At 35.7% G+C, this 16,874-nt stretch carries 19 protein-coding genes and 1 tRNA gene; 12 read left to right on the top strand and 8 right to left on the bottom strand.

The window, feature by feature from the left end; genetic code table 11:
* Nucleotides 1-123 precede the first annotated feature (123 nt).
* Both ZA07_RS12435 and ZA07_RS12430 read left to right on the top strand, forming a co-directional pair.
* The gene (locus tag ZA07_RS12435; protein ID WP_053971991.1) at nt 124-708 is read left to right on the top strand and encodes an outer membrane beta-barrel protein; all 585 of its coding nucleotides are present in this window, start codon (nt 124-126) and stop codon (nt 706-708) included.
* Between the two features lie 124 nt (nt 709-832).
* Entirely contained in the window at nt 833-1,267 is a 435-nt protein-coding gene (locus ZA07_RS12430) for a universal stress protein (protein ID WP_053971990.1), read from the top strand.
* Between the two features lie 57 nt (nt 1,268-1,324).
* On the opposite strand, the gene ZA07_RS12425 is transcribed toward ZA07_RS12430, so the two are convergent.
* Nucleotides 1,325-2,473, bottom strand: coding sequence for a cysteine desulfurase family protein (locus tag ZA07_RS12425; protein WP_053972141.1), 1,149 nt, complete (start codon nt 2,471-2,473; stop codon nt 1,325-1,327).
* Between the two features lie 115 nt (nt 2,474-2,588).
* Between ZA07_RS12425 and ZA07_RS12420 the strand changes: the two genes are divergently transcribed.
* Nucleotides 2,589-3,554 (top strand): hypothetical protein, encoded by a 966-nt coding sequence (locus tag ZA07_RS12420; protein ID WP_053971989.1) that lies wholly within the window; start codon nt 2,589-2,591, stop codon nt 3,552-3,554.
* On the opposite strand, the gene ZA07_RS12415 is transcribed toward ZA07_RS12420, so the two are convergent.
* A complete protein-coding gene (locus tag ZA07_RS12415; protein ID WP_231628677.1) occupies nt 3,548-4,063 on the bottom strand; it encodes a Smr/MutS family protein in 516 nt (171 codons plus the stop codon). The two genes, ZA07_RS12420 and ZA07_RS12415, sit on opposite strands and share 7 nt — an antisense overlap.
* A 35-nt stretch (nt 4,064-4,098) precedes the next feature.
* On the bottom strand, nt 4,099-4,293 hold the full coding sequence (locus ZA07_RS12410; RefSeq protein WP_053971987.1) for a hypothetical protein: 195 nt from the start codon (nt 4,291-4,293) through the stop codon (nt 4,099-4,101).
* Between the two features lie 145 nt (nt 4,294-4,438).
* Here ZA07_RS12410 and ZA07_RS12405 point away from each other — a divergent pair, with 145 nt between their 5' ends.
* The 6 genes from ZA07_RS12405 to ZA07_RS12380 all read left to right on the top strand — a co-directional run bounded on the left by ZA07_RS12405 (nt 4,439) and on the right by ZA07_RS12380 (nt 9,186).
* Entirely contained in the window at nt 4,439-4,723 is a 285-nt protein-coding gene (locus tag ZA07_RS12405) for a DUF2752 domain-containing protein (protein ID WP_053971986.1), read from the top strand.
* Nucleotides 4,724-4,735: 12 nt separating this feature from the next.
* On the top strand, nt 4,736-5,077 hold the full coding sequence (locus ZA07_RS12400) for a CCC motif membrane protein (RefSeq protein ID WP_053971985.1): 342 nt from the start codon (nt 4,736-4,738) through the stop codon (nt 5,075-5,077).
* Between the two features lie 109 nt (nt 5,078-5,186).
* Nucleotides 5,187-5,963 carry a DUF3108 domain-containing protein gene (locus tag ZA07_RS12395; protein ID WP_053971984.1) on the top strand — a complete coding sequence of 259 codons (777 nt, stop codon included), beginning with the start codon at nt 5,187-5,189 and terminating at the stop codon, nt 5,961-5,963.
* A gap of 2 nt (nt 5,964-5,965) precedes the next feature.
* Entirely contained in the window at nt 5,966-6,400 is a 435-nt protein-coding gene (locus ZA07_RS12390; protein ID WP_197276727.1) for an FUSC family protein, read from the top strand.
* A gap of 97 nt (nt 6,401-6,497) precedes the next feature.
* A complete protein-coding gene (locus tag ZA07_RS12385) occupies nt 6,498-7,535 on the top strand; it encodes a M28 family metallopeptidase (RefSeq protein ID WP_053971983.1) in 1,038 nt (345 codons plus the stop codon).
* A gap of 91 nt (nt 7,536-7,626) precedes the next feature.
* Entirely contained in the window at nt 7,627-9,186 is a 1,560-nt protein-coding gene (locus ZA07_RS12380) for a M28 family peptidase (protein ID WP_053971982.1), read from the top strand.
* 57 nt (nt 9,187-9,243) lie between these two features.
* Here ZA07_RS12380 and ZA07_RS12375 read toward each other — a convergent pair.
* The 5 genes from ZA07_RS12375 to ZA07_RS12355 all read right to left on the bottom strand — a co-directional run bounded on the left by ZA07_RS12375 (nt 9,244) and on the right by ZA07_RS12355 (nt 13,173).
* Nucleotides 9,244-9,319, bottom strand: a tRNA-His gene (locus ZA07_RS12375).
* Nucleotides 9,320-9,383: 64 nt separating this feature from the next.
* Nucleotides 9,384-10,106: a bacillithiol biosynthesis deacetylase BshB1 gene (gene bshB1, locus ZA07_RS12370; RefSeq protein ID WP_053971981.1), complete on the bottom strand. Its 723-nt coding sequence runs from the start codon at nt 10,104-10,106 to the stop codon at nt 9,384-9,386.
* Nucleotides 10,107-10,114: 8 nt separating this feature from the next.
* Entirely contained in the window at nt 10,115-11,263 is a 1,149-nt protein-coding gene (locus ZA07_RS12365) for a PLP-dependent aspartate aminotransferase family protein (RefSeq protein WP_053971980.1), read from the bottom strand.
* Between the two features lie 6 nt (nt 11,264-11,269).
* On the bottom strand, nt 11,270-12,220 hold the full coding sequence (locus tag ZA07_RS12360) for a phosphoribosylaminoimidazolesuccinocarboxamide synthase (RefSeq protein ID WP_053971979.1): 951 nt from the start codon (nt 12,218-12,220) through the stop codon (nt 11,270-11,272).
* Nucleotides 12,220-13,173, bottom strand: a complete 954-nt coding sequence (locus ZA07_RS12355; RefSeq protein ID WP_053971978.1) for a PhoH family protein — start codon at nt 13,171-13,173, stop codon at nt 12,220-12,222. The genes ZA07_RS12360 and ZA07_RS12355 overlap by 1 nt, the downstream gene beginning before the upstream one ends.
* A gap of 110 nt (nt 13,174-13,283) precedes the next feature.
* Between ZA07_RS12355 and ZA07_RS12350 the strand changes: the two genes are divergently transcribed.
* The 3 genes from ZA07_RS12350 to gldG are packed head-to-tail and all read left to right on the top strand — an operon-like array spanning nt 13,284 to nt 16,813.
* Complete coding sequence (locus ZA07_RS12350) at nt 13,284-14,120, top strand: S-adenosyl-l-methionine hydroxide adenosyltransferase family protein (RefSeq protein WP_053971977.1); 837 nt, start codon at nt 13,284-13,286, stop codon at nt 14,118-14,120.
* Nucleotides 14,121-14,122: 2 nt separating this feature from the next.
* The gene (locus ZA07_RS12345; RefSeq protein WP_053971976.1) at nt 14,123-14,419 is read left to right on the top strand and encodes a putative quinol monooxygenase; all 297 of its coding nucleotides are present in this window, start codon (nt 14,123-14,125) and stop codon (nt 14,417-14,419) included.
* Between the two features lie 15 nt (nt 14,420-14,434).
* On the top strand, nt 14,435-16,813 hold the full coding sequence (gldG, locus tag ZA07_RS12340; RefSeq protein ID WP_053971975.1) for a gliding motility-associated ABC transporter substrate-binding protein GldG: 2,379 nt from the start codon (nt 14,435-14,437) through the stop codon (nt 16,811-16,813).
* Nucleotides 16,814-16,874: the final 61 nt, after the last annotated feature.

The raw sequence follows: 16,874 nt of genomic DNA, 5'->3' as shown, positions 1-16,874 counted from the left end.
CCTTCATACCATAAATGATCTAAAAGCTTCCTTCAGCACTTCACTTGAATACCACATACCTATTTTCAAAAAGGAATGGTTCTTGATACCTGTCTTCTCATTATTTAAACCAAAACATTTACTATGAATAAATTTCTTTTCCTAATTCTCTGTTTAACCTTAGTATATCATAATTCCTACAGTCAATCCCAACAAAACGACATCAAACTCACCGTTTCTGCTTTACCCCTATTTGGGTCTTCAGATGGTTTTGAATCAGGCATCAATGGAATGGTGCTTAAACCTTCAGTCGGGTATTTTATTTCAGATAAAACTTCTATTGACATCAATTTTTCCTACGCCACTTTAAACGATTTAACAATCGCTGGTGTTGATTCCTATTATAACTCGTTTGCTTTTATTCCAACTTTAAGAAACAATTTTATCAACAAAGAAAAATGGCGGTTGTTTGCTGAATTAGGTTTTGGTTTGGGAACCATTAAATATGATGCAGATCAAAGTTCGTCACGTACCAATAAGCATCAAGATCTAAGTGGTGGTATTTCTATTTTAAATATAGGGATAGGAACAAACTACTTCCTGAATGATAAATTTGGATTTGAGCTTATCATACCCTACATAAGCACTAGAAACATCACATCAGAGAATACTAATAACCTTTATTCAGGCATTGGACCCACTATCGGATTTACCTATGTTTTGAACTAAGCTAAGTCAATAAAGAAATACTTTAAAATTTATATAGAAGCAAACAATTATACTACATTAAACCAGCTCAAAAAACTGATTTTACAGCGTTTTTCACTAAATTTAAGTTTTAAACCCTTACGTAATGAAAAACATAGTTGTTGCCATCGATTTTAAAGACAATGAACAGCTTGTGTTGGAAAAGGCCTATAGCTTTTCTAAAGCTTTTAATTCAAAATTATGGCTTGTTCATATTGCAGCACCAGATCCAGATTTTGTAGGATATGAAGTGGGCCCAGATTACATACGGGAAACCCGAGCCGAGGAATTAAGGGATGAACACAAGAAAATTCAGGAATATGCTGGGAAACTTGTAAATAAGGGAATCGAAGCGGAAGCTTTGTTGATTCAAGGCGAAACCGTTAAAACATTGCTTGAAAAAGCTGAAGATTTGAATTCCGAACTAATTATAGTAGGTCATCACGATCACAATATTTTCTACCAAGCATTCATAGGTAGTGTGTCTTCTGAAGTTTTAAATGAGTCCAAAATACCTATTTTGGTTATTCCTTATAAATAAAAAAATCGGCTGTTTTTTAAACAGCCGATTTTGTTTATCTGAACTATAATAGTTTCATTAAGAATTTACAACTTCTTTTAATACCTGAACCACATATTCAACATCCTCTCTGGTATTGTATTTACTAAATGAAAAACGCAGTGAAGGTTTTAATAAATCCTCACCACTTAGAATGTGTTCCAAAACATGTGATCCCTTACTGCTACCACTTTGGCAAGCACTTCCTTTAGAACAAGCAATACCTTTTAAATCCATTTGAAACTGCAAGGTTACTGCCTTTTCAGGTGTCATGGGCAAACATACATTAATCAACGTATAAGTGCTCTTATCCGAATCACCGCAATTCCCATTAAATTTAACTTCAGGGATTGCCGATTTAATCTGTTCCTTGAAATAATCCTTAATAGATTGTACATAAGCTCGTTCCTCCTCTAGATGGTCATAAGCCAGTTTAAAAGCAGTCTCCAATCCTTTGATATTATGAACTCCTTCAGTACCAGCTCTAAAACCACGTTCTTGAGATCCGCCAAAAATAAGCGGTTTCAAACCACTATTTTTACGAATAAACGCAAACCCTATACCTTTAGGGCCATGGAATTTGTGGGCTGCAGCCGTCATAAAATCAATAGGCACATCTTGTACATCCCATTCAAAATGTCCTACAGACTGTACCGTATCACTATGAAACAAAGTACCGTTTTCTTTACAAAGCTCTGCCACTTTTTTGATATCCAAAATATTTCCAACCTCATTATTTACATGCATCAAACTCACAAGTTTTTTTGAATCATCTGCTTGTAATAAACGCTCTAAATCTTCCAAATCTGGACTACCGCACGCTTGTAATTTAACCATCTTACCATGAATTCCATATTCCTTTTCCAATTCCTCCACAGTATGAAGAACAGCATGGTGTTCAATGGGTGATGTAATAATTGTTTTTACACCAGCATCTCTAACAGCACATCGCAAAATCATATTATCAGCTTCTGTTCCTCCTGATGTGAAAATAATTTCTTGAGGTAGCGCATTCAAATACTTGGCTATGGTTTTTCTTGCTGATTCGACAATTGTTTTTGACGACCTACCAAAAGCATGAGTTGAAGATGGATTTCCGTAATTTTTCTGCAGCACCTCCATCATATCATGGATCACTTCCTCCCTCACTTGTGTTGTTGCAGCACTATCAAAATATACAGATTTCATAAGTTTTTTGACATTTGTTTCTAAGGTTTGCAAAATTACCGCAAATAAAATTATTAACAAGGATGGCCTACGTATATTTGGTAAAACTTTTATTTTTGCTAACTAAACTTATGTTATGCAAAAATTTCTTGCTCTTTTTTCCTTGGCCTTCTTGGTATTTGCTTGTGATGACGGTGATGTTTTAACCATAAATATTGATTTTGATGATGAGTTCTATGCTTGTGGGCAAACCGTATTTTATAAAACCAAGGAAGACCCTACCGAGTCCCTCTCGCTTTATGTAGATGATGCAGACGTTTTAAATGACATTTTTCAATTAGAATTTGTTGATGAAAATGAACTATTGGTTCAATTGGTTAATGAAAGTTTGACCGGATCTGGAACTTTTAATTACCGAACCTACAATCGTGATAATATCAATAATATATTTTGTAACGATGTGCCCCCAGCAGATCTGCAAATCAATCAAGATTATGTAAGTTCAAGTTCCTATATCTTAACGATAGCCTTGTTGCAAGATGACAACGATGGTGTTCCAGCAGAACTGGAAGATATCAATGGCAATGGGGACTTATATGATGATGACACTGATGGTGACGGTATTCCTAATTTTTTGGATGCTGATGATGATGGAGACAACATTTTGACCATTGTGGAATTAGATGATAATGATTTGGTGGATGCCAATGGAGATGGGGATAATGACGATGACGTTGATGGCGATCCATTGACCAATCCAGTGGATACCGACGGAGATGGTGTTCCCAATTATTTAGATGAGGACGACGATGGCGATTTTGTTTTAACCATTGATGAAGAAAACATCACGCAGGATAACAATCCTTCCAACGATTTTACAAATCCTAATGTGGCCGATTATTTAAACTCGGATGTAGCTACTACTGTTCCCGCAACTGCTTACAGACCCCATAACATGTCTTTGAATTTTTCTATTCACCTTGAAGTCAACAACGTTACTTTTGAGTTTTTAGAACAGGATACTTTTGATTTTGGGGAATTGCAGAGTTCCAGTGATGTTCCTACATCCTATACTAGAACTGTAACCCCTCCTTTTCAATAGGTAGTTGGTATATTTTGATAGATGTAAACCTCGGTAGCCCCCAATCCATATTTTTGGTAGTTGGCGTCATAAAACTTGACATTATCGTACCTTCCAAAGAGGTATTCCAATTCTAATTTTAATACCCCTTCTCCAACTCCGTGTATAAAAACAACCTTGGGTATTCTATTTCGTATGGCAAATTCCAAGCGCTGTCTAGCCACGTCCAATTGCAAACTCAACATGTCATGATTAGACATCATGCCAGACTTATCTGTTAATTGGTGAATATGCAAGTCCACCTCCATCGGTGGTTGAAATTTTTCCTTCCCTTTTCTGACTTGTTTAGGCTTACGCTTTCCTTCCTCCTTTTCATTCAAATCAAACTCTGGACTATCCATAAAATTGAGGTCTTCCGAAATTAAAACCAAATCAGAGACAGGAAAAACCATTTCAAAACCGTCTTCCGTTTTGATTGTAGCTTGACCGCCTTTGATTGAGGTTACCACCCCAGTGAGGTCTTCGTCCATTAATGATACTTTGCTCCCCCTTTTTATGACCATACCTATTGATCTGTTGAATTGTTATCGTCTTCTCGATCCCTTTTACTTTGAATTCCTTTTGATATTCGATACAACCCAACCATTAATAAAGCAATTCCTATGATTAAAACCACTTGATTTTGTTCCTCACCTGCTTTGGCGTAAATAGCTACACAAGCTCCCAAAAGGATTATAATATAGTTGACGTATTTTGGCATAACTTTCTTTAAAAGGAGTCCTATTATTTTATTAAATATACTTGGCAAAAATAACCCAACACTTTTTAGCTGAAAAATATTTTTGAATCCATTGTTTAATTAAGTACTTTTCAAGTTGTTAAAAAACGGAACAAAGAATATAATCATGTCTTCTCTTGATAATTACATGCTGCCATGTCTAAATAAAACACTTTTGGGATTTGAATGTCCAGGATGTGGTATACAGCGCTCTGCCATAATGATTACCAAGGGAGATTTTAGTGGTGCCTTTTATATGTATCCTGCTATTTTCACGCTCATTCTTTTGGTTCTCTTTTTTATATTTAACAAATACTACAAATTTAAAAATGATCATAAGGTCATGGGTGGCCTTGTCATTCTAAATGTGGTAATCATTATTACTAATTATATCATCAAATTAAGCCATTAAAACAATCTCTTTATGGAACAAGAAAAACTCAATCCAACTTTAGTTTATGTATTAGCCCTTTTGGCACTTCCCTGCTGCTGTATTTGGGGATCTGGATTTATTTTATCTGGAGCAGCCTTTTTTATTGCCAACAATAAGTTGAATAAAGTCAAGGCCAATCCTGAAGCCTTTGAACCAAGCAGTGTTAAAGCAATGCAAACGGCCAAAATAGTGGCTCTAGTTATATTAATCATCAATGTTTTAACTCTTATCTGGAGTATTTACAAAATAGCTACTGGTGGGGGAATAGAAGGCATGATGGAAGAATATCAAAGAGCCATGGAAGAATTCCAGAGCCAACAACAAAACCAATAAAAATTGGATTACATCTTATAAAAGCGACCTTCGGGTCGCTTTTTTTATGATAAATAATATCTTTGGTACAATATATGTTTAGCTTTACGTTACTATTCAAAACTACTATATGCAGCGACTTTTAATTTTAGCCCTAATCCTATTTCATGTAGCGCTTTTTTCCCAAAATACAGCCATAGGCACTTCAGAAAAATTGGTTTTTACGGCTTCTTACAATATGTCTGGGATTTTAACTGATTTGGCAGAGGTGAAAATGGAAACGAGTCCTGTCAAGACTTCAAAAACGACCTTACTTCGATTAAAATGTACTGCAACAACTTATTCCAAATGGGATAGTTTCTTTAAAATTCGTGATTTATATGAAAGCTATGTGAGTCCAAGATCATTAACGCCCTATCTATATAAACGAGATATTGATGAAGGCGGCTATTACAAATTTATGCAATACACCTTCAGCCATAAGACGCATACTGTAAAAAGTCTTAAAAAGAAAAGAAATGGTAAAGGAGAGATTTGGGAGGAAAAGAAAAATGTGTCTATAGGATCATCAACCAGAGATATCGTTTCAACCATTTATAACATTCGTAACATTGATTTTTCGCAATTTCAAAAAGGAACTTCCAAAACCTTCAAAGTCATTTTTGACAATAAAGAACATGTGGTTAACATAAAAAACTTGGGACAAGAACAATTGAGTACTGCTTTAGGAAGTAAAATGTGTCATAAATTATCTATTTCAATGAACAATGATGTTTTGAAAGGATCAAATGATAATTTGCTTTGGCTTACAGCAGATGCCAATAAAATTCCTGTATTTGCTAAATTTAAAATTGCTGTGGGTAACGGAGAATTAAAAATAAAATCCGCTTCAGGACTAAAAAATTAATTATGAAAAAAGCACTAACTATCTTAGCTATTATTAGCTCTATATTAGCGGTTATTTTATCTGTTTTACCGCTTTCAAATTTGGCATTTATTCCCGCGATTGGGTCACTTATTTTTGGATTAGCAGCTTTTTATTTTGCCAATAAAAACAACCAGCCCAAACATACTGTTCAGTTAGCTTTTTTACTAACTATTATTGCTTTATCCATTGCTACTTACAAATCTATTTTCACAGAAACCGAGGTTGGAAATACAGAGGCGCTTGAGAAAAAGGAAGAAGAATCGGTTGAAGATTCCATGGAGATTTTAGAAGGCCTAGACACAGAAGAAATCGATGGTATTGAAGTCGAAGAATTAGACGGTATCGAAACAGATGAATTGGAAGATGTTGATACTAATGAACTCGATGACCTTGACATTGAAGATGAGGATTTATAATCATCATTTATAACACATGAATAAATAAAAAAGAGAATCTTTCCGGGTTCCCTTTTTTTTTGCTTTATTTGAACTAATAAGCTATTATTCAATACCTATGAAAGCCTTTTTAATTGCTTCCATACTCACCCTTATTGGCTCTTGCGCCACTCAAAAATACTCTGACAAAATAGACATTTTAAAAAATGGTATTCATATTAAGGACAGTACGGCTATTTTAGAATTTTCACAAACAATAACTGCTCCCGAATTAAAAGTTCATTTAGAATTTTTAGCTAATAAAGATCTATATGGAAGAGAGACGGGAGAAGCAGGCCAAAAACAAGCATCAGAATTTTTAAAAAGCTATTACCAATCCTTGAATATTGCTTCACCAATGGAGGATTCCCTCTATTTTCAAAGAATACCCAAAGATTATTTTCCTGAAAAATATAATGCTTCGGAAAACGTATTGGCCTTTATAAAAGGCACCGAAAAACCAGAAGAAGTCGTCATCGTTTCGGCTCACTACGACCACTTGGGCCTACAAGATGGAAAAATCTTTTATGGAGCAGATGACAACAGCTCGGGAACTTCTGCTATTTTAGAAATTGCAGAAGCTTTTCAACTAGCCAAGGAAAAAAATCAAGGACCCAAACGCAGTGTGTTATTTTTACATGTCACCGCAGAGGAAATAGGACTACAAGGATCTAAATATTATACCGAGCATCCTGCTTTTCCTTTAGATCAAACCATAGCTGATCTAAACATTGATATGATAGGACGCGTGGACCCCAACCATGAAGATGATCCTAATTATTTATACTTAATTGGCTCCGATAGATTGAGCCGTGAACTACACTATATTTCAGAAAAAATAAATAATACCTTTTTCCATTTCAGTTTGGATTATAAGTATAATGATGAAAGTGATCCAAATCGTTATTATTACCGCTCAGACCACTACAATTTTGCCAAGAACAACATCCCAGTAATCTTCTATTTTAATGGAGAACACGAGGATTACCACCAACCTACTGACACACCTGATAAAATTAATTATGAATTGCTTGAAAAAAGAGCTCGTTTCATTTTTGCCACTACATGGCAATTGGCTAACATGGAAAATAGGCTGCTTATGAATGAGGACTTTTAATTTATCAAAAACCTTGTTAATTTTTTAAAAAATACCTGTAAGCACTACCTGTATTGCTTACATTTGTTTTCTACACATTAAAATTCATTTCATGAGAAAACTAATACTCTCTATTTTAGTGGCACAGCTCTTTTGGGCTTGTGGTTCACAAAAAACAAATACCAGTAGCTCAGAACCTTCGGTACCATTAGCAGATGAAACTACTTATGCTGCCACTATTACATCTCAAGAACTTAAGGATCATTTATACACCTATGCTTCAGATGAATTTGAAGGAAGGGAAACTGGTGCTCCAGGACAAAAGATGGCAGTTAATTACATTCGTGAAGAATACAAAAAACTGGGAATTAAAGGTGGAATGCCTGATGGTACCTATTTCCAAGAAGTTCCTTTGGAAGTTTTGGACACCCCTGAGGTCAACCTAACCATAAACGGTCAAGAGTTCAAAATTACAGATAACTTTATTTCTCTTTCAAGTGCCATGGACGGTTCTTTGAATGCCAATGAGGTGGTTTTTGCAGGATACGGAATTGAGGATTCCAATTACTCAGATTATTCACACTTAGACGTTAAAGACAAGGTTGTTTTAATCAAATCTGGAGAGCCTAAAACGGAAAACGGAACCTATATCGTTTCAGGAGATTCAACGCCTTCAAAATGGTCAAATTTTAGACAGGAGTTTGCGTCTAAAAGAGATCTTGCCAAAGAAAAAGGGGCTAAATGTGTTTTCTATTACAACCCTCAGCTTTATGAAATGGCAAAAGGTCGCTTTGGGAGCAATCGCCGAAAAAGCATGAGCTTAAAAGGGAAATCTGGAGATATGTTTTATTTCATGGTCAATTCTGATTTGGCTCAGGCTATCCTTCCAGAAATTGATCAAGATGAAACTGCTAAAGTTATTCCAGCGAAATTATCTTTAGATTATAAAAATGTTTCAGAGGAATTTAATTCTGAAAACGTATTGGCCTACATTCCTGGTTCTGAAAAACCAAACGAATTTATTGTCATATCTGCCCACTTGGACCATGAGGGGGTTAAGGACGGAAAAGTTTACAATGGTGCAGATGATGATGGTTCTGGTACCGTGGCCGTTTTAGAAATTGCTGAAGCATTTCAAACTGCTGTAAAAAATGGACAAGGCCCTAAGCGATCCATTCTATTTTTAAATGTTACCGGTGAAGAAAAAGGACTTTTAGGCTCCCGTTATTATACAGATTTTGATCCTGTTTATCCATTGGCAAATACCGTTGCTAACCTGAATATCGATATGATTGGTCGTGTCGATCCCAAACACGATGACACGGATGGTAATTATGTCTACTTAATTGGTAGTGATAAATTGAGTACAGAATTACATAACATTTCAGAAGAAGTGAACAAAAAATATTTAAATATTGCTTTTGACTACACTTTCAATGATGATAATGATCCGAACAGATTTTATTACAGAAGTGACCATTATAACTTTGCAAAAAACAACATTCCAGTCATTTTCTATTTTAACGGAACTCATGAGGATTACCACCAGCCTTCTGACACTCCAGATAAAATCAGATATGACTTATTGGAAAAAAGAACACGTTTAGTATTCTATACCGCTTGGGAAATAGCCAATAGACCAAATAGGATTGTTGTCGACAAAGCAGAATAGCAATCTTACATCACCAAACAAAAGAAGCCTTTCAGAAAACTGAAAGGCTTTTATTTTGGGTGGAAGATCGGTCTCGAACCGACGACCTCCTGAACCACAATCAGGCGCTCTAACCAACTGAGCTACAACCACCATTTTAATTGGATTGCAAATGTATATTATTTCCTTTTTTCTGCAAAGACTTTTTTTAAAAAAATTTACTTTAAATCAAACAAACTATCTACCGCTGGATATCTTTCTACCGTAAAGCCTTCACCGTATTCCACACCAATCAATCTACCTAAATCCCTCGCTCTGTATATGATACTATCTGTGAAGTTCTTGCTTGAGATAGGAGTTTCTGGTTCCTCACTATTTGGATCATAAAACTGAGTTTTATAGGCCAACACCGATTCCATTTTTTGATTGACAAATCCACTTACATCTACTACAATATCTGGCTCCAAATTTTTCCATTGAATGTAGTGATACACCTGCTTAGGTCTCCAGGGTTCTTGCCATTCCTCTGAGTCCTCTATTTTGGTATCTATTTTTCTTAAACCACTTAAAAAACACGCATCACTTACTAATTTACTTCCTTTACCATGATCAATATGTCTATCATCAACAGCATTGCATAAAACCACCTCTGGTTGAAACTTGCGTATCATTTTAATGAGCTCTATTTGATGCCATTTATCATTTACAAAAAATCCATCGGCAAACTCCATGTTGATTCGTAAGGGCACTCCTAAAACATTAGCCGCATCTTGGGCTTCAGAATCTCTGGTTTCGGCAGTTCCCCTAGTTCCCAATTCGCCCCTAGTCAAATCAATAATTCCTACTTTTTTCCCTTTGGAAATTTCTTTTGCAATAGTGGCACCGCACCCCAATTCTACATCATCGGGATGTGCTCCAATAGCAAGGATATCTAATTTCATCTGTTTTTTTACTTAGAAGCTTCTATAGCTTGTTCTATGTCATTTATTAAATCCGTTTTGGACTCAATGCCTACAGAAAAACGAATTAAACGATCGGTAATGCCAATGGCATCTCTTTCTTCTTGTGAGATAAAAGAATGGGACGTTTCAGCAGGCAACAACATGGTGCTTTCAACACCAGCTAAACTTAAAGATGGTTTAATAATTTTAAGAGCATTAAAAAACCTAGCAACGTCTAAGCCATCTTTTAATTCAAAAGAAATCATGGCTCCATACCCCTTCATTTGACTTTTAGCCAACTCATGTTCTGGATGGCTTTTTAAGCCAGGGTAATAAACTTTCTCGATATTTTCATGAGTGTATAAAAACTTAGCCAATTTTTTCGCATTTCTAGTTTGGGCCTTTACCCTGAGACCTAAAGTTTTCATGCTCCTTTCAAGCATCCATACGGTAAAGTCACTCAGGCATCCACCAAAATTCATCGCTACTCTATGAATGTCTTTCATAATTGTTTCTGTGGAAACAACAGCCCCTGCCATAATATCACTATGACCACCTAAATATTTCGTAGCCGAGTGAATTACTATGTCTATATCCAATTTTATGGGATTCTGCAGTACTGGACTAGCAAATGTGTTGTCAATGGAAGTTAAAATTCCCTTCTTTTTCCCAAGTTCACCAATACCCCGTACATCCGTGATTGTCAATAATGGATTGGAAGGTGTTTCAATATGGATTAATTTCGTATTAGGTCGTATGGCTTTTTCAAAGTCTTCCACTTGATATCCATCGGTAAAAGTAAATTCAACACCATATCTTGATAAGTCATTTTTAATAAAATTTGCCGTTCCTCCATACAAGGTATTTTGAACCACCAAATGATCACCAGACTTCAAAAATGTTAGAAATACAGCACTAATGGCTGCCATACCAGAACCAAAAATGAGTCCAGATTCAGCAAACTCCAAAGCTGCTATTTTTTTGGCCAAATGCTCCTGATTTGGAGTATTGAATGCTCTTGGATACCTTTTTATCTCCTCATTAGACTTGTAGGAGGTAGCCATATATAAGGGAGATACAGCTCCTTTAAATTGTTCATCAGGCACTTCCCCCGTATGTACGCATGTGGTATTGAATCCAAGATTATTCTCTGACATAGTATTTTATTGGTTTAGGTATTCCAAAACGTTGTGCTCAATACGATTTGAAATATCACTGAGATCAGCTTTAACAAAGGATTCTCCAGTAATATTTTCATAAAGCTCAATGTAACGCTCGCTTACCGTTTCAATATACTCATCGCTCATTTCGGGTACAACTTGTCCTTCCAATCCTTGAAATCCGTTAGAAATCAACCATTGGCGAACAAACTCCTTGGAAAGTTGTTTTTGAGACTCGCCGTTATCCTGTCTTTCTTGATACCCATCGGCATAAAAATAACGTGAAGAATCAGGAGTGTGAATTTCGTCTATCAACACAATCTTACCTTCTTTGGTTTTTCCAAATTCATACTTGGTATCCACCAATATTAATCCTCTAGATGCCGCTATTTCAGAACCTCTTTGAAACAATTTTCTGGTATAGTCTTCCAAAACCACATAATCAGCTTCAGAAACAATGCCTCTTCTTAAAATGTCCTCGCGAGAAATGTCCTCGTCATGGTCTCCTTTTTCTGCTTTGGTTGCAGGAGTTATAATCGGTTCTGGAAACTTGTCATTTTCCTTCATGCCTTCAGGCATAGGTACTCCACAAAGCAATCGCTCGCCTGCTTTATACTCCCTTGCAGCATGACCTGACAAATAACCTCTAATGACCATTTCAACCTTAAATGGTTCACATAAATCTCCAACGGCTACATTGGGATCTGGAGTTGCCACCAACCAATTGGGCACCAAATCTTCGGTAGCCTTCATCATTTTGGTCGCTATTTGATTTAAAATTTGACCTTTATACGGAATGCCCTTTGGCATCACCACATCAAAGGCGCTTAATCTATCTGTAGCAATCATGACTAATTGCTCATCATTAATGTTATAAACTTCCCTTACTTTTCCTTTGTAAACACTTTTCTGTCCAGGAAAGTTAAAATTGGTATCAGTAATTGTCTGACTCATTATTCTCTATTCTCAATATTTTTATAAGCGTCAATAATTTTCTTGACTAGTTTATGACGAATCACATCCTTGTCATCCAAAAAGACCATACCCACACCTTCCACATTCTTAAGAATCAACAAGGCTTCTTTAAGTCCGGAAATGGTTCTTCTAGGTAAATCAATTTGTCCGGGATCTCCAGTAAGAAGAAACTTGGCGTTTTTACCCATACGGGTTAAAAACATTTTCATTTGATTGTGGGTGGTATTTTGACCTTCATCCAAAATCACAAAGGCATGATCCAATGTTCGTCCACGCATAAAAGCCAAGGGTGCAATTTGAATCGTTCCATTCTCAATGTACATTTGAAGCTTTTCAGCTGGTATCATATCCCTAAGAGCATCATACAATGGTTGCATGTATGGATCTAACTTTTCCTTTAAATCTCCTGGTAAGAACCCTAAATTTTCACCTGCCTCTACAGCTGGACGGGTCAAAATGATTCTCTTGACTTGTTTGGCCTTTAAGGCTTGAACTGCCAATGCCACACCAGTATAAGTTTTACCCGTACCGGCAGGACCAATAGCAAAAACCATATCGTTCTTTTGAATGCTTTCAACCAAACGACGTTGATTTACCGTTTGAGCCCTTATAATTCTACCATTTACACCATGAACGATAACTTCACCACTTTGGGCACTCGTTTCATAATCATCCTTACTCTGACTTGTCAAGACACGTTCAATAACATTTTCATCCAGTTTGTTATACTTTACATAGTGCTCCATGAGCATGGTGAATCGTCTGTCAAATTCTTCCAAAAGATCTTCATCCCCATAGGCTTTAATTTTATTGCCTCTAGCGACGATTTTAAGTTTTGGATAATATTTTTTAAGGAGTTCAATGTGAGCGTTCTGTGCTCCAAAAAATTCTTTTGGAGACATCTCTTCAAGTTCAATAATGATTTCGTTCAAAAGCTAAGAGATTAAATTAAATTTTTTCAGTCAAGATTTATTAGATTTGTCTCTAACAAAACTACACAATTTTAACGTGTATCAAGTTAAAAAAATATCAACAATCTTCTATGGCAATTATCACATTAACGACTGATTTTGGTGAGAAAGATCACTTTGCTGGTGCGATAAAAGGAGCTGTTTACAGTGAATTGACAGATGTTAGAATTGTTGATATCTCACACTCGGTTTCTCCATTTAATATTCCCGAGGCGGCATATATTATTCAAAATGCTTTTAGCAGTTTTCCTAAAGGAACTATTCATATCATTGGTATAGACTCTGAATTACATCCAGAAAACAAGCACATAGCATTAAAACTGGATGGTCATTATTTTATTTGTGCCAATAATGGGATTATGAGTATGATTTGTTCTGAAATTGCCCCAGAAAAAATTGTAGAAATCAACATCCATGATAAAATCACAACGAGTTTTCCTGTTTTGGATGTCTTTGTAAAAGTAGCCTGTCATATTGCACGTGGCGGCACTTTAGAAGTTATTGGAAAGGTCATTGATCATATCAAGCCTATTAAAAACATTCATCCCTATGTGAATGACGAGCAGACCCAAATTATTGGTAGTGTCATTTACGTAGATAATTATGGAAATGTCATAACCAACATTAAACGCAAATTCTTTGAGAACACTCAAAAGGGACGTGATTTTGAGGTCTTTGTGAGGTCCAATAAATTCAAAAAGATTTTCAACAATTATAGCGATATTGTCAATTTTAACATTCCTCCAGAAAAAAGAAATGATGAAGGAAAGGGAATGGCCGTTTTTAATTCATCTGGTTTTTTGGAAATTGCTGTTTATAAAAGTAATTCGGCTACCTTTGGAAGTGCGTCTTCACTCATGGGATTGAACCTGATGGATACGGTAACGGTTAACTTTAGTAAAACTTAAGTATGTTTGTAAGAATAGTAAAAATGAGTTTTGATCCTTCAAAAACTGATGAGTTCCTAATTAATTTTGAAAATGTAAAAGATAAGATTAGAGCTTTTGAAGGCTGTGAATTTTTAGAGTTATATAGAGATAAGAACCAACCCAATATCTTTTTCACATACAGTTATTGGGCTACGGATGACTGTCTTGAAACCTATCGTAACTCAGAATTATTCAAAAATGTTTGGGCCCAAACCAAACCGCTTTTTAATGATAAACCTCAAGCTTGGAGTGTGGATAAATTACACTCCTTAAATTAATTCAACATACCAATTATGTTTGCCCTTTTTAGAAAAGAAATCAATTCGTTTTTTGCATCTCCAATAGGTTACTTAGTCATTGCCGTTTTTTTATTACTCAATGGCCTGTTTCTTTGGTTGTTCAAAGGGGAGTTTAATGTTTTGGATAATGGTTTTGCCGACTTATCCTCGTTCTTTTTATTAGCTCCATGGATTCTTTTATTTTTGGTTCCTGCCGTGACCATGAGGTGTTTCTCTGATGAAAAGAAGCAAGGAACCCTAGAGTTGTTACTCACAAAACCCATTTCACATTTACAAATCGTTCTTGGAAAATATTTGGGATCATTTGTACTTATCATTTTGGCACTTATCCCCACACTGCTCTACATTTATACTGTTTATGAATTGGGTCTTCCAACGGGCAACTTAGATATGGGAAGTACCCTTGGCTCATACTTTGGATTGTTGTTTTTGGTAGCTGCCTATACAGCTATAGGAGTATTTTCTTCTACCCTTTCAGAAAATCAAATCGTGTCTTTTATCATTGCGGTATTTCTATGTTTTTTCTTTTACATAGGGTTTGAAGGGGTTGCTGAATTTAGCTCTAGTACATTGATTGAAAAATTTGGTATGAGCTACCATTTTAAGAGTATGGGACGTGGTGTTTTAGATACCCGGGATATTGTCTATTTTTTATTTATCGCTCTTTTATTTATAGCCGCAACAACTCTAAAAATTAATAACCGTCGTATCGGTAAAAATGATTCTAAAGTTTTTATCGTTTTAGGATTGGGATTGGTCGTATTAGTTTTTACACAATCGGTTTACAAACGTTTTGACTTAACTGCTGATCAAAGATACACTTTGAATCCGGCGACGGTAAAAATGATTGAAGAAGTTAATTCACCAGTTGTCATCGACGTTTTTCTGGAAGGAGAAAGTTTTCCTTCGGAATTTAGAAGGTTACAGGATGAAACGAAGCAACTATTAGAAGAATTTGAATCTAAAAATGGGTTAATTACCTTTAATTTTATCAACCCCATTGAAGACGAAAAAAATCGTCAAAATAACATCCAACAATTGAACGCTCGGGGTATGACCCCAATGCAACTGTCAGTTGAAGAACAAGGCAAAAGTAGTTATGAAGTTGTTTTTCCGTGGGCGCTTGCTAGTTATAATGAAGAAACGGTGATTATCCCATTGATTAAGAATAAAATGGGCGCTACACAACAGGATTTAGTCACCAATTCTGTACAACATTTAGAGTATGGCTTTGCAGATGGTCTTAACAAGCTTATTCATCCAAAAAGTAAAAAAATTGCTATTCTTAAAGGGAATGGACAATTAGGTGATGGTTATATTTTTGACTTTGTTAAAACCATTAAAGACTATTACTACATCGCCCCGTTTACTTTAGATAGCGTGAGCCGTAATCCGGAGAAGACCTTGCGTGATCTCAAAAATTATGATCTTATTATTTCGGCTAAACCCATTGAGCCTTTTACAGAGGAAGAGAAGTTTGTTTTGGATCAATACACCATGAATGGGGGTAAAAGTCTTTGGATGTTTGATGCTGTGAATATGGAAATGGATAGCCTCTTCCAAACAGGAAAAGGATATGCAATTCAAAGGGATTTAAACATGACCGATTTCTTTTTTAAATATGGTGTGAGGGTGAATCCAGATTTGGTTAATGACCTCTACTCTGCTCCTATTTTATTGGCAACAGGTGAAGGCAGTGAAGCTCGTTTTCAACCTTTCCCTTGGTTCTATTCTCCTTTGGTTGATCCAGAAAACCATCATCCTATTGTGAAGAACATCAATCGGGTGAAATTTGATTTTGCTAGTCCTATAGACACTCTTAAGAACGACATTCATAAGACCATTCTTTTAAAAAGTTCTATATTATCCAAATTGGATGGTGTTCCTAGGGAAATTGATTTGAGTATGACCACCGAAGAACCGGATCCTAAAATGTACACCAAACCGAATCTAAATTTAGCTGTTCTTTTAGAGGGATCATTCACTTCCGTATATAACAATAGAATCAAGCCATTTGATTTAAAAGATAGTCAAGACAATGGTGTATCCTCTAAAATGATTATTGTGGGAGATGGTGATATCATTAAAAATGATTTGGGTAAAAATGGCCCTTTGGAATTAGGTTTTGACAGAAGCTCTGGCCAACTTTATGGCAACAAAGAATTCCTTTTGAATTGCGTGAATTATCTTCTAGATGACAGCGGACTTATAAACATTCGATCCAAAGATATCAAAATGGCCTTTTTGGACATGAATAAAGTAAGTGAAGAAAAAACAAAGTGGCAACTTATAAACATTGTCTGTCCGCTCGTTCTGTTAGGCATCTTTGGTATGTTGTTTAATTACCTTAGAAAGAAAAAGTACGCAGCCTAAATGTTAATAAGTTTGTTTCCGATATTAGGAGCAATCAAATATATTTGTAGATAGTAATTAA

The sequence above is a fragment of the Mangrovimonas sp. ST2L15 genome, from assembly GCF_001280515.1.
In the GTDB taxonomy this organism is placed as follows: Bacteria; Bacteroidota; Bacteroidia; order Flavobacteriales; family Flavobacteriaceae; genus Mangrovimonas; species Mangrovimonas futianensis.
This window is presented reverse-complemented; position numbering and strand designations above follow the sequence as displayed.

Excerpts from the sequence above, each read along its gene's own strand:
- ZA07_RS12380 (WP_053971982.1), top strand. The coding sequence starts at position 7,627 with ATGAGAAAACTAATACTCTCTATTTTAGTGGCACAGCTCTTTTGGGCT.
- ZA07_RS12415 (WP_231628677.1), bottom strand. The coding sequence starts at position 4,063 with ATGGACGAAGACCTCACTGGGGTGGTAACCTCAATCAAAGGCGGTCAA.
- ZA07_RS12385 (WP_053971983.1), top strand. The coding sequence starts at position 6,498 with ATGAAAGCCTTTTTAATTGCTTCCATACTCACCCTTATTGGCTCTTGC.
- bshB1 (WP_053971981.1), bottom strand. The coding sequence starts at position 10,106 with ATGAAATTAGATATCCTTGCTATTGGAGCACATCCCGATGATGTAGAA.
- ZA07_RS12410 (WP_053971987.1), bottom strand. The coding sequence starts at position 4,293 with ATGCCAAAATACGTCAACTATATTATAATCCTTTTGGGAGCTTGTGTA.
- ZA07_RS12365 (WP_053971980.1), bottom strand. The coding sequence starts at position 11,263 with ATGTCAGAGAATAATCTTGGATTCAATACCACATGCGTACATACGGGG.
- gldG (WP_053971975.1), top strand. The coding sequence starts at position 14,435 with ATGTTTGCCCTTTTTAGAAAAGAAATCAATTCGTTTTTTGCATCTCCA.
- ZA07_RS12405 (WP_053971986.1), top strand. The coding sequence starts at position 4,439 with ATGTCTTCTCTTGATAATTACATGCTGCCATGTCTAAATAAAACACTT.
- ZA07_RS12435 (WP_053971991.1), top strand. The coding sequence starts at position 124 with ATGAATAAATTTCTTTTCCTAATTCTCTGTTTAACCTTAGTATATCAT.
- ZA07_RS12350 (WP_053971977.1), top strand. The coding sequence starts at position 13,284 with ATGGCAATTATCACATTAACGACTGATTTTGGTGAGAAAGATCACTTT.
- ZA07_RS12345 (WP_053971976.1), top strand. The coding sequence starts at position 14,123 with ATGTTTGTAAGAATAGTAAAAATGAGTTTTGATCCTTCAAAAACTGAT.
- ZA07_RS12390 (WP_197276727.1), top strand. The coding sequence starts at position 5,966 with ATGAAAAAAGCACTAACTATCTTAGCTATTATTAGCTCTATATTAGCG.
- ZA07_RS12430 (WP_053971990.1), top strand. The coding sequence starts at position 833 with ATGAAAAACATAGTTGTTGCCATCGATTTTAAAGACAATGAACAGCTT.
- ZA07_RS12400 (WP_053971985.1), top strand. The coding sequence starts at position 4,736 with ATGGAACAAGAAAAACTCAATCCAACTTTAGTTTATGTATTAGCCCTT.
- ZA07_RS12360 (WP_053971979.1), bottom strand. The coding sequence starts at position 12,220 with ATGAGTCAGACAATTACTGATACCAATTTTAACTTTCCTGGACAGAAA.
- ZA07_RS12425 (WP_053972141.1), bottom strand. The coding sequence starts at position 2,473 with ATGAAATCTGTATATTTTGATAGTGCTGCAACAACACAAGTGAGGGAG.
- ZA07_RS12395 (WP_053971984.1), top strand. The coding sequence starts at position 5,187 with ATGCAGCGACTTTTAATTTTAGCCCTAATCCTATTTCATGTAGCGCTT.
- ZA07_RS12420 (WP_053971989.1), top strand. The coding sequence starts at position 2,589 with ATGCAAAAATTTCTTGCTCTTTTTTCCTTGGCCTTCTTGGTATTTGCT.